A 14,076-nucleotide genomic window follows, 5' to 3' on the forward strand; every position below is an offset into this window, starting at 1 on the left:
GGGTCGAGTATAGAAGAAAAAAATCATTCAGAAAGATAAAAAATATTGACTATGGAAAAAATATATCAAACTTTATGGCCACCACGAGGGAGAGACTGACCATGATGACTTCGCCCCGCTTGCATCTTATCGTTTCGATTGCAGCGATTGCCTTTTCCGCCATTGCTGCTGTTCTGATCGCCGGTGCGTTCGGCGGGGCAAGTGAGCGGATCTTAACGGTTTTCTTCATTTCGCTGATTGGAGTTGCCGGAATTGGAATATACGCCGGAAACAGCGGCATCCTCAGTTTTGGCCATCTGGCCTTCATGGGGATAGGCGCCTATGTCTCGTCAATTCTGACGCTGCCGGCGCAATTGAAGGCCGCCACCTTGCCCAAACTGCCGGACTGGCTGGCGGCCACCCAGCTTGATCTTGTTCCCGCCACCTTGGTCGCCATTCTGCTGACTGCGGCGGTTGCGCTGCTGGTCGGATGGGCGATCGGGCGGCTGGAAGGATCGGCGGCGGTGATTGCCACGCTGGGTCTTCTGATCATCGTGCACGGGATCATCATCGGCTGGCGCGATGTGACCCGGGGCGCGCAATCCTTCTTTGGCGTGCCACGGGAGACCGGCGTCTGGACGGCGGCCATCGGCTGCGTGCTCGCGCTGGTGGTGGCGCGGCTCTATCGGGACTCGGTCTCCGGTCTGCGGCTGCGGGCCGGGCGGGAAGATCCGATTTCGGCTGGTGCCGTCGGAATCCATATTCGCCGCGAACGCCTGATCGCCTGGGTGATCAGCGCGGCAGTGATGGCCCTGGCAGGCGCGCTGCTGGCGCATTTCCTTGGGGCCTTCAGTGCCAAGAAATTCTATTTCGTCGATACCTTCCTGCTGCTGGCCATGCTGATCGTGGGCGGGATGAGCACCGTTACCGGCGCGATTACCGGCGCCGTGGTCATCACTGTGGTGACGGAATTGCTGCGACGGCTGGAAAGCGGGTTTTCCCTTGGCGGGTTCGACATGCCGCCGGTATTGGGGACCGCCCAGATCGGCATCGCGCTGATCATCCTGTTTGCGATGTTCCGCAAGCCCAATGGCCTGACCGGAACGAAGGAATGGGAAGAGCGTGTCTTCCGGGTTCCCGCCACAGTCTCGGCGGAACCGGTCGCCCCCGTTGCGCAGGACAGAACGGCACTGAGCGCGCAAAACCTGATCATGCAGTTCGGCGGGCTGCGGGCCGTGGATGATGTCTCGTTGCAGGTCGCACCAAGCGAGATCGTCGGCCTGATCGGGCCGAACGGATCGGGCAAGACCACCTGCCTGAACATGTTGTCCGGTGTGATTGCCCCAACCAGTGGCACGATCCGGCGCGGCGAGGTCGAGCTGACCGGCCTGTCCTCGCCTGATGTGGCCGAGCATGGCATCGCCCGCACATTCCAGAACATCCGCCTGTTTTCCGATCTGACCGTGCGTCAGAATGTTCTGGCGGCGGCGCTCTCCACCAAGGGCGGGCGCGATGCCGCGGCCCGGACCCATGCGGCGCTGGAGCGGCTGGGTCTGACCGGCAAGGCCATGGAGGATGCGGGCACGCTGTCCTATGGCGATCAACGCCGTGTCGAGATCGCCCGTGCCCTGGCCTGTCAGCCCTCGATCCTGTTTCTGGATGAACCCGCGGCAGGCATGAACCGCGAAGAAACGCAGGACCTGATGAACCGTCTGCGCGATCTGGCCGGGGATCTGGGTCTGGGCATCCTGCTGGTCGATCACGACCTGCATCTGATCAATCAGCTTTGCACACGCATTGCCGTCCTGAACGAAGGGCATCTGATCGCCGAAGGCAGCCCCGACGAGATCCGCAAGAATCCAGCCGTGATCGAGGCCTATCTGGGTCGCGGTAAAGAAAACTGAAAAAGACCAACCAACAAGGGAGATTAAAAATGAGAAAATTCCTGATTTCAACGGTTCTGGCGGTCGGGATTACCGGCCCTGCCATGGCCGAGACCCTGACTGTCGGGGTCGCCACCGCGCAGACCGGCGCGCTGGCACCTTTCGACGCACCGGTGATGGAAGGCGTGCATATCGCCGTAGACGAGATCAATGACGCCGGCGGGATCGATGGCAACATCATGATCGAACTGATCGAAAAGGATGTCCGCTCGGACGCAGCGCAAACCTCTATCGCGGTTCAGGAACTGGCCGACCGCAAGGTCTCGGTGCTGATCCTGCCATGCGATGCGGACCCGTCACTTGCCGCGATCGGGGTGGTCACCTCGGCGCAGATTCCGGCGGTTTCGACCTGTGCGTCCTCGCCGACCTTGCCCGAAATCGGCGGCGACTACATGTTCGCCAATTTCCCCGGCGACAATGTTCAGGCCACCGTTTCGGCAAGCTGGTCCTATGAGCAAGGGCATCGCAACGGCTACATCATCTATTCTCAGGACTCTCAATACACGACCATGCCGCTCTACTTCAAAGACGTGTTCGAGGCATTGGGCGGCCAGATGCTGGGCCATGACACCTATACGATCGGCCAGCAGGATTTCTCGGCCATTGCCACGCGGATTGCCGCGCTTGATCCGCAACCCGATGTCATCATGACCGCGGCCTATGAACCGGATTTCCCGTCGATGCTGAAGGCGCTGCGCGCGGCAGGCGTGAAAAGCCAGATCATCGGTTCGGACGGGATCGACAGCCCGACGACATTCTCGCTGGGGGACGTGGCCGAGGGGCTGGTTTTCACCACCGCCGGTCATGCCACCGAAGATAGCCCGCTGGCAGCTTTCAATGCCAAATACGAAGCGCGCTACGGCAAGCCGCCGGAAACCGTGTTCAACGCCATCGGTTACGACCTGATCAAGGTTTTCGAGGCGGCGGTGATTGCTGGCGGCTCGACCGAGGCACAGCCGCTGCGTGATGCCATGGCCAATCTGGAAGACGTGCAGGGCGCGACAAGCATGATCACCTACAAGGGCACGAATGGCATGCCCGTGCGCCAGGTCTCGCTGGTGCGGGTCAATCAGGGCGCGCGCGAACTTGTCAGCCAACCGACGCCGGATCCCGCGCTGATCCCCGCACCGCGGATGCAATAGGAAAGGATCCCAGATGCCGCTTCTGTCTGTGAACTCGCTTCAAATACGTTACGGCGCTGTCGAGGCAGTGCGCGGGATCGATTTCGAGATCAACCAAGGCGAAATCGTCGCGCTTCTCGGCGCCAATGGTGCCGGGAAGTCATCTACCCTCAATGCTCTTGTGGGACTGGTACCGGTGACAACGGGGCGGATCAGCTTCGACGGCACGGATATCACCGATTTTGTGCCCGAACGGCTGGCGCCCATGGGCATGACATTGTCGCCCGAAGGGCGGCGGGTCTTCGGAACCCTGTCGGTCGAGGAAAACCTGCGCATGGGTGCCTATGCCATCCGCAGCCGCGATGCCATTTCGGAAGCCTGGCAGCGGGTCTATGAGCTGTTTCCCATCCTGTATGAGCGGCGGCAGCAATATGCCGGCACCCTCTCGGGAGGTCAGCAGCAGATGCTGGCAGTCGGGCGGGCGCTGATGAGCAATCCACGGCTTCTGTTGCTGGACGAGCCCTCGCTGGGGCTGGCGCCAAAGATCGTGGAACAGATTTTCGACCTGATCGGCGTGCTGCGCGATCAGGGGGTCACGCTTGTCGTGGTCGAACAAAATGTCGGGATGGCGCTGGAGATCGCCGACCGCGGCTATGTGATGTCGGGTGGTCGGATCGTGTCATCCGGTTCCGCGGCGGAATTGTCGCAGGCCGGTCGGCTTCAGGCCGCCTATCTGGGAGCAGAATGAGATGGATTTGTTTTTGCAGCAAAGCGCCAATGCGCTTGCGCTCGGGGGAACATATGCGCTGCTGGCGCTTGGCTTGGCAGTGGTGTTTTCGATCATGGGTCTGATCAATTTCGCGCATGGCGAATTGATGACCATTGCCGGCTATGCGCTGATGTATTGCGGGCTGGCCGGGCTGCCCTTTGTCCTGTCGGTTCCGGTGGCAATCGCCGCCTCGATGGTGGCGGCGGTGCTGATGGAGCGGATCGCCTTTCGCCCGGTGCGCAACGGATCGGGCGCGACGATGCTGATCACCAGTTTCGCGGTGGCGATGATCCTGCAGGTGCTGTTTCAGAACCTGATCTCGCCCCGCTCGCAAGTGGTGCAGATTCCCGGTTTCCTGTCCGAGAGCGTTGTCATCGGTGGATTGGTGATCGGCGTGAACAAGATCGTCGCTATCGTGGCGACGGTGATCATGCTGCTCTTCCTTGACCGCTTCATGAATCATCAGAAGACCGGTATCGCCATGCGCGCCGCCGCCGAGGATTTCGCCGTCGCCCGGCTGATGGGAATCCGGGCCAATACCGTCATCGCCGGGGCTTTCGCCCTGTCCGGCCTTCTGGCTGGCGTGGCGGCCGTCCTCTGGGTCAGTCAGCGCGGTTCGGTCGATCCTCTGATGGGGTTCACGCCGGTTCTGAAGGCCTTTATCGCCGCCATTCTGGGTGGCCTTGGCAGCCTGCGCGGCGCGGTTGCCGGTGGTTTCGCACTTGGCTTCATCGAGGTCTATCTTGCCGCCTTCCTGCCGCCTGAACTGCAGGAATTCCGTGATCCGATCGGTCTGGGCATTGTCGTGATGGTTCTGCTGTTCCGGCCCAATGGACTTATTCCTTCCAGCGTACTCAAGGCGGTGAAAGTATGACTCTCGGCAAGATGAATGAGGCAGGTTTCAGCCTGCTGACTGGGCGCGATCCAAATCCGGTCGAGATCGTGAATGCCGACAGCCGTAGTCCCGTGGTCCTGTTTTGCGAACATGCCGGGCAGGCCATTCCCGAGCGGCTTGCGGGCCTGGGGATCTCGCGGCAGGATCTGGATGCGCATATCGGCTGGGATATCGGTGCCGAGGCGGTCGCCCGTCACATGGCGCAGATTCTGGGCGCGCCGCTGGTGATCCAGCGCTATTCCCGGCTGGTGATCGACTGCAACCGTCCGCCCCACGCCCCTGACGCGATGCCCGAGATCAGCGATGGCGTGGCGGTGCCCGCCAATCGGGAGTTGACGCCCTCTGCGCGTCAGGCACGGGTGGATGAGATCTTCACCCCGTTTCAACAGGCCGCCAACGGGCTTTTCCAGACCGCCCCCCGGCGCGCGGCGTTTTCGATCCACAGCTTCACGCCGGTTTTCGGCGGGGTCGCGCGCCCCTGGGAATTGGGCTTCCTGTTTCGCAAGGATACCCGCACCTCTGCCGCGCTGCGCGATCATGTTCAGGCCCGTCGCCCCGGCATGGCCATCGGCATGAACGAGCCTTATCAGATCGAGGAAGAATCCGACTGGTTCGTGCCCCGGCATGGCGAGGCGCGGGGTCTGCCCCACAGCTTGATCGAGATACGTAACGACCGGATCGGGCAAGAGCAGGGCCAGCGCGACTGGGCCGGGCTGCTCTCTGCCGCGATTTCCGATTTCATGAAGGATATCTGAGATGACACTGACCCGCGAAGTTCCCATCCTGCCCCTACAGGCGGCGCTTTTGTTCATCGATGTGCAGAATTTCGGTGCCGACCGCAAAGGCGCGGAATTCGCCGGCCTGTCCGAGTCCGAGCTGGAGCAGAAATATGGCTGGTATTTCGACCGGCTTGAAAACCATGTCGTGCCGAAGATGCAGCGTCTGCAGGCGGCCAGTCGCGCGGCGGGTGTCGAGGTGATGTATACCACCATCGAAAGCCTGACACTGGACGGGCGTGACCGCAGTCTGGATTACAAGATTACCGGCTTCAACGTGCCCAAGGGATCCTGGGACGGCAAGGTGATCAACGCCATCGCGCCGGTCGGGGACGAAATCCTGTTGCCGAAATCCTCGTCATCGGTCTTCGTCTCGACACATATCGACTATATCCTGCGCAATCTGGGTGTGCGGCAACTGATCATCAGCGGGCTGATCACCGATCAATGCGTCGAAAGCGCCATCCGCGATGCTTGCGATCTGGGCTATCTGGTGACGCAGGTGACCGATGCCTGCCTCACCTACAGTCAGGAACGGCACGACAACTCGCTGCGGGCGATCAAGGGCTATTGCCGTCAGGTGACGACCGATCAGCTGGTCGCCGAATTGCAGGACGTTGCCGCCGGGGTCTGACCGGCGCAACGCCCAAAACCACGCCGTGTTCCGGCGGCGCGGTTTTCCAGCAGCCGGGGGTCAGCCGGGGTGTTGCGCGGCCAGCGTCTGGCGTTCCTGCAAAAGACGGGTCAGCCAGTCGGGGTCCATTTCCGGGACCGAGGACAGCAGCAGCTCGGTATAGGGGGCATGTGGCGGTACTGTCGCAAACTTTCGACTTTCTGCGCGCGCGTGACATGTCAGCGTTGTCAGGGAGTTGGGAAAAGGCGGTTGACGTGATTGAGTTCAAGGGCGTGCATTATCCGAAGTCCGTGATCCTGCACGCGGTTTTCTTCTACCTCCGCTACGCCGTCTCTTACCGTGACTTGGAGGAGATCATGGCAGAGCGCGGGTTGAAGGGCGACCATGCCACGCTGAACCGATGGGTGGTAAAGTTTGCGCCGCTGATAGCGGCCCAGGTGCAAGCGAGGAAGCAGCCGACCGCCCGAACCTGGCGGATGGACGAGACGTACATCAAGGTGAAGGGCCGCTGGACCTGTCTCTACCGGGCCGTGGATCGCGACGGACAAACCCTTGATTTCCTGCTTTCCGAACGCCGGATCTGTCCGCTGCCCGGCGCTTCTTCAAGCGCGCGATCGGCACCAACGGCGTGCCCGACCGGATCGTGATCGATAAGAGCGGTGCCAATCTGGCCGGCCTGCAGGCGGTGAACGTCATCCTGAAATTCACCGACAACGGGCGCACCATCGAGGTGCGGCAGGTCAAAAATCTCGACAACATACTGGAACAGGACCACCGCTTCATCAAGCGGATCACCGGCCCGGTGATGGGCTTCAAGGCTTTTCACTCGGCGGCCGCCACCATCGCGGGCATCGAGACCGCCCACATGATCCGCAAAGGTCAAATCGCGACCAACGGCGCAACCGCATTCCAGAGGCGATGTTGTATAATGCAGCCCCGGGCATGATTGGACCCTTTCCCGCCTTTCTTCAGCGGACGGCTTCGATCTCGGCCCGCCCGAGGGCCGAGTAGCGGTTCATGATGGCGATACGGATCTGGATTTCGGCGGTCTGGCGGTCGGGGTCTCGTGACATGATCCGCTCGCCGAAGAGCTTCAGGCAGTTCATCAGAGCTTCGACCCGACTTCGGACGTGGTAGCCGGTCCACTTCTTCCAGAGCGTCCGGCCCAAACGCTGGGTTGCCCGCAGGATCTCGTTTCGTGCGATGGCAGCGGGACAGTCTTCTTTCCAGGCACGGCCATTGCGCCGGATTGGTATGACCGCGTCGGCACCTCGGCCGATGATCGCGCCATGGCATCGTCGTGTATCATAGGCACCGTCAGCGGTGACCGTGCCGATCGCCTCCTCCGGGGGGATCTGCGCCAGCAGGTCCGGCAGTAGTGGGCTGTCGCCTTGGCGGCTCGAGGTGAACTCGACCGCGCGTGTGAGTGCTGGACGTAATCTTCCCAAAACGGCTGGATGAAAATTCCCCAGTTTTGCGCCGATGCCGATGATCAGGGGGCATGCCCCCTGATCATCGGTCACGCATAATTCCCCTGTAGAGGCCAGTGGAAAGGCTCGCAGGTGGTGAGATTGAGGGAGATCGTGATGATCTTGGAATTGAAGCGGCAGGGGCTTGGCATCAGCGCAATCGCGCGGCAGACCGGATTCGATCGCAAGACGGTAAGGAAATACCTGGAACGGGGCCTTGAGGCCCCGGTTTATGGACCAAGGGAGCCGAGCAATCGGCTGGCAGATCGGTTCCAATTCTATCTGGTCGAGCGGCTTGAAGCGTTCCCTGGTCTATCAGCGCGCAGGTTGCATCGCGAGATCAAGGCGATGGGGTATGAAGGGGCCTATTCCACGCTGACGGAATATCTCCGTCTGATCCGGCCCGCAGTGCCGCGGCAGTTCGAACGCCGCTTCGAGACGGCTGCAGGCAAGCAGGCCCAGGTGGATTTTGCCGAGTTCCAAGTGGAGTTCATATGCGAGCCCGGCGTCATTCGAAAGGTCTGGCTGTTCAGCATGGTGCTTGGGCACAGCCGCTGGCTCTGGGGGCGGTTCTGCCCGAACCAGACGCTGGGAACGGTGATGCGCTGTCACATCGCCGCGTTCGACGCGATGGGCGGAGCCTGCACCGAGATCCTCTACGACCGGATGAAGACCGCTGTCATCGGTGAGGACGCTGCTGGGGTCGTGACCTGCAACGCATCTCTGGTGGCATTGCTGGCCCACTATGGGGCGGCGCCGCGCGCCTGCCAGCCGTATCGGGCCAAGACAAAAGGAAAGGTCGAGCGGCCGTTCCGCTATGTGCGGCAGGACTTCTTCCTCGGGCGCAGTTTCCGCGATCTGGACGATCTGAACGCGCAGTTCGAGGACTGGCGCACAAGCATCGCCGATCCTCGCGTGCATGCCACGACACAGCGGATTGTCGATGAGCATTTTACCGAGGAGAAACCGCAGCTCCTGACTTTGCCAGCGCGCCCATACGAAGCGGTTCTGACCGTCGAACGGCGGATCAGCCAGGAGGGGATGGTCGCCGTTGGCGGCAATCAATACAGCGTGCCCGACACCACACGGCGCCGGATCGTCGAGGTTCAGAACCATGCGGCCGAAGTCCGGATCTTTGAGGATGGCCAGTTGATCGCCAGCCACCCGGTGCTGGAGGGCAAGAACCAGCGCCGGGTCGATCCCGGCCATCGCAAGCCCATTCCAGCCGCACGGCGGGCCGTCCAACTCCCGTCGCCCCCTGCCGATGGCCCGGTCGTACGGCGCCCTCTGGCCTTTTATGAAGCCGTGGGCCGCCGGCTGGCCAATATATCGGAGGGCCGGCCATGACCCCGGTGACCGAACGGATCCGCCAGAGCCTTGTCAGCCTGCACATGGCCCGGGCCCTGGAGACGCTGGACCAGACCCTCAGCCGCCTCGAGAAGGGCGAGATCAGCGCCATCGAGGCGATCGACGAGTTGCTGACCGAAGAACTGAACCTCCGGGAAGGCCGCCGGATCGGTGTTGGGCTGCGCACAGCGCGCCTCACCCCGATAAAGACGCTGGAAAGCTTCGACTTCTCGTTCCAGCCATCACTGGACCGCCACCGGATCATGGCGCTGGCCCAGCTGGAGTTCATCCAGCGCGCAGAGGTGCTGCACTTCCTTGGCCCACCGGGAACAGGTAAAAGCCACCTCGCCACGGCCATCGGTGTTGCAGCTGTGAAGGCGGGGCGCAGTGTTTACCGCTGCACCTTGGCCGAGCTGATTGAGGCGCTGACCAAGGCTGAGCGAGAGGGCCGCCTGGTTGAGAAGCTGCGGTTCTACGCCCGGGCGTCTCTGCTGATTGTCGATGAAATCGGTTACCTTCCCATCACCAGCGGCGGCGCCAACCTGTTCTTCCAGCTGGTCAACGCGCGATACGAAAAAGGGGCGATGATCCTGACGTCAAACCGCGGCTTTGCCGAATGGGGTGAAGTCTTCGGGGACCCCGTGGCCGCAACCGCACTGCTGGACCGCCTGTTGCACCATGCCGTCGTGGTCCAGATCGAGGGTGCCAGCTACCGGTTGCGCCAACACGCTGACCTGATCCCCGAGCACACCCGCGCCCATGCCAGCATTGCACCGCCGCTCCCGCCGAAACGGCGCGGCCGCCCACCAAAAACGGAGGTGCCGATCATCCTCGCGGCTGATCGCCGTACCCGCGAGGTAGGGAAATTTGCGCCAGCACTTCCGGGGAAATTCTATCCAGCATTTACAGCGCGCACATCCCCGGTGCCCGCGTCCATGGCGATATGGACTTTCCTCCATTACCTTCGGCGGGATGGGCCATGCTTGCGGGCCTGCCACTCGCCATCGCCGCGAAACTTGATGCCGGTGCTGTCGACAAGCAGGTTCAGCGGCTGGCCAGATGTGCGATATGGGACCTGCACCGCGATCCGCGCCTGCCGCCGGCACAGCGTCGAATAATCCGGAACTGGCCAGTCGAGCCCCGCCATCTGGATCAGGCTTTCGACCAGCCCGACCGTCTGCCGAAGCGGAAGACCGAAGAGCACCTTCAAGGTCAGGCATGTCTGGATCGCAGCGTCCGAGAAGGTCTCGGGCCGTCCGCGCTTGCCGGTCTTGCCGCCATGCCAAACCATCTCGGGATCGAACCAGACCGACAACGAGCCGCGCTTGCGCAGCGCCGCGTTGTAGTCGGACCAGTTCGTCGTGCGGTAGCGGGTTGGGGAAGGCTTTGGCATGCCTTCGAGCTAACAGTCAGAACGCGCTCAGTGAATCCCCCTCACCGAGATGTGCAACAGCGCCCATTCCAGACCTTCGCGGAGCTAGTAGCATAATTCTGTCCGCAGATCAGGCTATGCCGACACTCGGCAAAGTCTGCGACAGACCCCCCCATTTTCAATACACTCCAACGATCAAATTTTAACGTAAATGCGCCCTGCCTCGACTTTGACAGGATAGGTCTGTAGATCTACGCAGACAGGAGCGGACAATGCCTTGCCGGTCAGGATATCAAACCGGCCCTGATGCAATGGGCACTCAATGACCATACCTGTCACAAGCCCGTCTTCGAGGTGCTGCGCTTCATGTGTGCACATGCCATCCGTTGCAAAGAACCCCCGTTCTGTATTGTAGATGGCATAGCTCTTGCCATGATAGTCCCATCGAATGAGATCTTCCTGATCTATATCGCTGGCAGCACATGCGTATACCCAATCGGTCATCTTATCTTTCCCATTCATTTTTGCATTCATTAGCCATGTGTCGGTGTCTAGCGCATGGATGCCCTGGCGATAGGCTCGAAGCCTCCGCTGGTGATCATATGAGGCGCCTGGCGGATCGTCGGCGCCTTGGTGTTGCGCCCGAGCGATCGGCGGATCACCACGCCTAGCAGTTCCAGATTGGTCCGGATCAGGCCGGGATCAGGTGCCGGAAGTTGATCTTTGACGACGTCATGCAGATCCGGCAACGAATAAAAGGGAATCTGCGGGTACAGATGATGTTCGATATGATTGTTCATGTTCATGTACAGGAAACGGTTGAGGGCCGAAGGTGCGAATGACCGCGTCGATTTCACGATAGAGGGATCATTTTCCTGCAGCTCGGCATGCTGGATCGTGGTAAAGAATTGCATCGCAGGTCCGCCCAGAACTCGCGGGATCACGAAGTAGATCAGCAACCATGTCTGACCAGCAGCGATCGCGGCGCCGACCAATACATATCCCACAAGAAACAGGCGCGCGCCCAGGATCAATCGACGTATTTCGCCCTCGGGCGTATAGCGGCGCGCTTCTGACCCGACGATACCGAATGCGTGGGCGACAATGATCTTGCCTTCATACCAGAACAGCAGCAGGCCAGATTGTTCAGACAGCCAACCGCCAAATGTCATAGGCGTGTCGAAAGGCATCTGCGCATCGTCGCCAACATGCCACGTTTTTGTGTGGTGGCTCGTATGGGCATAGCGGCGATGATAGGGCTCTCCAAAATACAGGAAGGAGCTTACCCACAACATGAGCTCATTCAGCCAGCGCGTTCGGAAGGCCGTTCCATGCGCGGTCTCATGACTTAGAGCATAGGCTGGGACTGTCAGCACAAAGGCGTAAAATCCCATGCTCAGGACGGCCCATGGCGTGCCCCATGTGAAATGGACCGCCAAGACGCCAGCCGTCATCAGCACCGCCCATTTGGCCAACCAGACGAGGCCGGGGCGGTCACTGCGTCTACCAAGAGATTTCAACTTTTTCCGGTCAACGGATATGCCCGAAGACGCTGCATTGGTCGCCACATATTCAGATGTCATTGGAATCCTCGTGCCTTTTGAAGCCGTGCGCTAGCGGCGCATTCTGACATCATCAGACCTCAGCTTTGGTCCCGAATACAATTTCGATATTTTTCAATACTCAAAAGCTGAGCTTATGGATAATCTGCTGCCATGACAGATAACACGCTCCCCCCACTAAACTGGTTACGGGCCTTTGAGGCTGCTGCGCGCCACCGTTCCTTCACTGGTGCGGCACGTGAGATGAACATATCCCAGCCTGCAGTTTCCCAGCATGTCAAAGCCTTGGAAACGCATCTGAACATGACCCTGTTCGTGCGGCATGGACGCAAGCTTGAGCTCACCGTGGCAGGCAAAAGCTATCTTCCAACGGTTCAGGAGGGACTGGAACTGCTGCATCACGGAACCCGAGAGTTGATCGGCGGTGACAGGGGTAAAGTTCTTACCTTGCAATGCAATCTGGCATTTTCGGTCTATTGGCTGGCGCCACGACTGGCCGGCCTGATATCTCAATTCCCCTGGCTAACCATCAATATCAACTCGGCCCTCTGGGATGTGGAACGGACGGCCAAATCTGCGGATGTCGAAATCCGATTTGGTCATGATCTTGAAAGAACCATCAATTGCCAGCGACTGAGCCATGACACTTGCTTTCCAGTATGCGCTCCTGCTCTTGCCGGGCATGACTGGCGCGACTACCCGCTTTTCGACTGCCTTGGAATGAAGGGAAACTGGCAAAGTTGGGCGCGACGGACTGGCCAGAAAATGCCGAAAGGCAAACGTGTCAACTCAGCCTCGACTTATGCCGTTTCTCTGAGCGCTGCTCAAAATGGCGCTGCTTTTGCCCTGGGACATGAGACTGTAACCGACACTCTTATCGCCCAAGGTAGTTTGGTGCGCGCGTCCGAAGCAGCAATCGATATGCCAGAAGCATATTATCTCATGCCAATCGCGCCTCGTGCGCAAACCCCGTCGACACGCGCTTTTACGACTTGGCTGACTGGACAATGCACAGCATTGTCAGCCGCTTCGTCAATCAAGTGATCATTGTTTGATCCCACGATTTAACAGGCTGCTGAAATAGTCCCACCTCGACAGCTGGTTGAGAACATGATTCATCCTCGTCGCGGCAATGGCGGGGGTGATGATGCGCGGGACGGACGAGACGAGCGGTTCGCTGTTCAGCTATGTGGATCTGGAGGCGCGCATCCCGGCGCGGCATCCGTTGCGGAAGATCAGGCAGGTGGTGAATGATGCGCTGGCCAGCCTGGACGCCGAGTTTGAAGCGCTGTACATCGATTTCGGCCGCCCCTCGATTGCACCTGAGCGACTGATCCGAGCCAGCCTGCTGCAGATCCTGTTCTCGGTCCGGTCCGAGCGGCAGTTGATGGAACGGCATTGCCAAGTTGATCGCGTTGTCCTTCTCGGATAGCGCGGTAGCATGACCATACCGACCTCATTGCCGCGGCTGAAGGGCTTCCGTTTCCCTCGTGAAATCATCGCCTATGCGGTGTGGGCATATCATCGGTTTGCTCTCAGCACGGGGGATGTCGAGGACCTCCTGGCGGAGCGTGGCGTCATCGTCAGTCGTGAAGCGGTTCGTCTCTGGGTGAACCGTTTCGGGTCTCAGTTCGCGGCTTGTATCCGACGCGACCGGCCCCGGCCGCATGACAAATGGCATATGGATGAAGTGGTCGTCCCGATCAACGGCGTGAAACATTGGCTGTGGCGCGCAATCGATGGCAATGGAGATGTACTCGACATTCTGATCCAGCCTCGCCGCAATGCCAAAGCCGCAAAGCGTTTCTTTGGCCGAGACTGGTTGCTGCCTATGGCGAACCGCGTGTCGTGATCACGGACAAGCTGCGCAGCTATACCAGGCCGATCAAGGCCATCGCGCCGGGCGCCGACCATCGGGCGCACAAGGGGCTCAACAACCGGATCGAAGGGTCACACCGGCCGACGCGAAAGCGGGAAAAGATGATGGGTGGGTTCAAGTCACCACGCCAGGCGCAACGATTTCTCGTCGCCCATGACCAAATCAGTACGATCTTTCGTCCCCGCCGCTATCGCCTTTCCACTCTCTCCTACCGCCATGCCAGAGCCGACGCGTTCAAGCTGTGGGAAGGTTATGCTGCCGAACTATCGGCCTGATTGCGCGGTCGAACGCTTATTCCAATCCACGTCAGATAACTTGGCAATGCCCATG

The 14,076-nt window shown here is 60.3% G+C and carries 10 protein-coding genes and 7 pseudogenes; 12 read left to right on the plus strand and 5 right to left on the minus strand.

All coding sequences use genetic code 11. From position 1 onward, the window contains the following. The first annotated feature begins 104 nt into the window (after positions 1–104). The 6 genes from JHW44_RS13710 to JHW44_RS13735 are packed head-to-tail and all read left to right on the plus strand — an operon-like array spanning position 105 to position 6,117. Positions 105–1,883 carry a branched-chain amino acid ABC transporter ATP-binding protein/permease gene (locus JHW44_RS13710; RefSeq protein ID WP_272850334.1) on the plus strand — a complete coding sequence of 593 codons (1,779 nt, stop codon included), beginning with the start codon at positions 105–107 and terminating at the stop codon, positions 1,881–1,883. A gap of 29 nt (positions 1,884–1,912) precedes the next feature. Then, positions 1,913–3,064, plus strand: a complete 1,152-nt coding sequence (locus tag JHW44_RS13715) for an ABC transporter substrate-binding protein (RefSeq protein ID WP_089346037.1) — start codon at positions 1,913–1,915, stop codon at positions 3,062–3,064. Positions 3,065–3,077: 13 nt separating this feature from the next. Next, a complete protein-coding gene (locus JHW44_RS13720; protein ID WP_089346038.1) occupies positions 3,078–3,791 on the plus strand; it encodes an ABC transporter ATP-binding protein in 714 nt (237 codons plus the stop codon). A gap of 1 nt (position 3,792) precedes the next feature. Then, the gene (locus JHW44_RS13725) at positions 3,793–4,686 is read left to right on the plus strand and encodes a branched-chain amino acid ABC transporter permease (RefSeq protein ID WP_089346039.1); all 894 of its coding nucleotides are present in this window, start codon (positions 3,793–3,795) and stop codon (positions 4,684–4,686) included. After that, the gene (locus tag JHW44_RS13730) at positions 4,683–5,462 is read left to right on the plus strand and encodes an N-formylglutamate amidohydrolase (protein ID WP_089346040.1); all 780 of its coding nucleotides are present in this window, start codon (positions 4,683–4,685) and stop codon (positions 5,460–5,462) included. The genes JHW44_RS13725 and JHW44_RS13730 overlap by 4 nt, the downstream gene beginning before the upstream one ends. Before the next feature lies 1 nt (position 5,463). After that, positions 5,464–6,117, plus strand: coding sequence for a cysteine hydrolase family protein (locus tag JHW44_RS13735; RefSeq protein ID WP_089346041.1), 654 nt, complete (start codon positions 5,464–5,466; stop codon positions 6,115–6,117). A gap of 60 nt (positions 6,118–6,177) precedes the next feature. Here JHW44_RS13735 and JHW44_RS20530 read toward each other — a convergent pair. Next, positions 6,178–6,294: pseudogene (locus JHW44_RS20530) on the minus strand (ABC transporter ATP-binding protein); the annotation flags it as partial. A 77-nt stretch (positions 6,295–6,371) separates the two neighbouring features. Between JHW44_RS20530 and JHW44_RS13740 the strand changes: the two are divergent. Beyond that, positions 6,372–7,063, plus strand: a pseudogene (locus JHW44_RS13740) (IS6 family transposase). Between the two features lie 22 nt (positions 7,064–7,085). Here JHW44_RS13740 and JHW44_RS13745 read toward each other — a convergent pair. After that, positions 7,086–7,538 (minus strand): annotated as a pseudogene (locus tag JHW44_RS13745) (IS5 family transposase); the annotation flags it as partial. Positions 7,539–7,679: 141 nt separating this feature from the next. Here JHW44_RS13745 and istA point away from each other — a divergent pair. Together istA and istB are read left to right on the plus strand one after the other, a co-directional pair. Beyond that, positions 7,680–8,933 (plus strand): IS21 family transposase, encoded by a 1,254-nt coding sequence (gene istA / locus JHW44_RS13750; RefSeq protein ID WP_089346206.1) that lies wholly within the window; start codon positions 7,680–7,682, stop codon positions 8,931–8,933. Next, a pseudogene (istB, locus tag JHW44_RS13755) lies at positions 8,930–9,751 on the plus strand (IS21-like element helper ATPase IstB); the annotation flags it as partial. The gene istA and the pseudogene istB, both read left to right, overlap by 4 nt. Before the next feature lie 143 nt (positions 9,752–9,894). Here istB and JHW44_RS13760 read toward each other — a convergent pair. The 3 genes and pseudogenes from JHW44_RS13760 to JHW44_RS13770 all read right to left on the minus strand — a co-directional run. Then, positions 9,895–10,326, minus strand: a pseudogene (locus JHW44_RS13760) (IS5 family transposase); the annotation flags it as partial. 174 nt (positions 10,327–10,500) lie between these two features. Beyond that, a complete protein-coding gene (locus JHW44_RS13765; protein ID WP_089345950.1) occupies positions 10,501–10,809 on the minus strand; it encodes a MocE family 2Fe-2S type ferredoxin in 309 nt (102 codons plus the stop codon). A 47-nt stretch (positions 10,810–10,856) separates the two neighbouring features. Continuing rightward, complete coding sequence (locus JHW44_RS13770; protein WP_089345908.1) at positions 10,857–11,888, minus strand: fatty acid desaturase; 1,032 nt, start codon at positions 11,886–11,888, stop codon at positions 10,857–10,859. Between the two features lie 132 nt (positions 11,889–12,020). Here JHW44_RS13770 and JHW44_RS13775 point away from each other — a divergent pair, with 132 nt between their 5' ends. The 3 genes and pseudogenes from JHW44_RS13775 to JHW44_RS13785 all read left to right on the plus strand — a co-directional run bounded on the left by JHW44_RS13775 (position 12,021) and on the right by JHW44_RS13785 (position 14,021). After that, positions 12,021–12,911, plus strand: a complete 891-nt coding sequence (locus tag JHW44_RS13775) for a LysR family transcriptional regulator (protein ID WP_089345909.1) — start codon at positions 12,021–12,023, stop codon at positions 12,909–12,911. Between the two features lie 103 nt (positions 12,912–13,014). After that, positions 13,015–13,263: pseudogene (locus JHW44_RS13780) on the plus strand (transposase); the annotation flags it as partial. Between the two features lie 114 nt (positions 13,264–13,377). Then, a pseudogene (locus JHW44_RS13785) lies at positions 13,378–14,021 on the plus strand (IS6 family transposase). Positions 14,022–14,076: the final 55 nt, after the last annotated feature.

The sequence above is a fragment of the Paracoccus seriniphilus genome (assembly GCF_028553745.1).
In the GTDB taxonomy this organism is placed as follows: domain Bacteria; phylum Pseudomonadota; class Alphaproteobacteria; order Rhodobacterales; family Rhodobacteraceae; genus Paracoccus; species Paracoccus seriniphilus.

Bases quoted from the DNA above. Each gene is read 5' to 3' on its own strand.
- JHW44_RS13710 (WP_272850334.1), top strand. From the start codon at position 105: ATGACTTCGCCCCGCTTGCATCTTATCGTTTCGATTGCAGCGATTGCC.
- JHW44_RS13715 (WP_089346037.1), top strand. From the start codon at position 1,913: ATGAGAAAATTCCTGATTTCAACGGTTCTGGCGGTCGGGATTACCGGC.
- JHW44_RS13720 (WP_089346038.1), top strand. From the start codon at position 3,078: ATGCCGCTTCTGTCTGTGAACTCGCTTCAAATACGTTACGGCGCTGTC.
- JHW44_RS13725 (WP_089346039.1), top strand. From the start codon at position 3,793: ATGGATTTGTTTTTGCAGCAAAGCGCCAATGCGCTTGCGCTCGGGGGA.
- JHW44_RS13730 (WP_089346040.1), top strand. From the start codon at position 4,683: ATGACTCTCGGCAAGATGAATGAGGCAGGTTTCAGCCTGCTGACTGGG.
- JHW44_RS13735 (WP_089346041.1), top strand. From the start codon at position 5,464: ATGACACTGACCCGCGAAGTTCCCATCCTGCCCCTACAGGCGGCGCTT.
- JHW44_RS13765 (WP_089345950.1), bottom strand. From the start codon at position 10,809: ATGACCGATTGGGTATACGCATGTGCTGCCAGCGATATAGATCAGGAA.
- JHW44_RS13770 (WP_089345908.1), bottom strand. From the start codon at position 11,888: ATGACATCTGAATATGTGGCGACCAATGCAGCGTCTTCGGGCATATCC.
- JHW44_RS13775 (WP_089345909.1), top strand. From the start codon at position 12,021: ATGACAGATAACACGCTCCCCCCACTAAACTGGTTACGGGCCTTTGAG.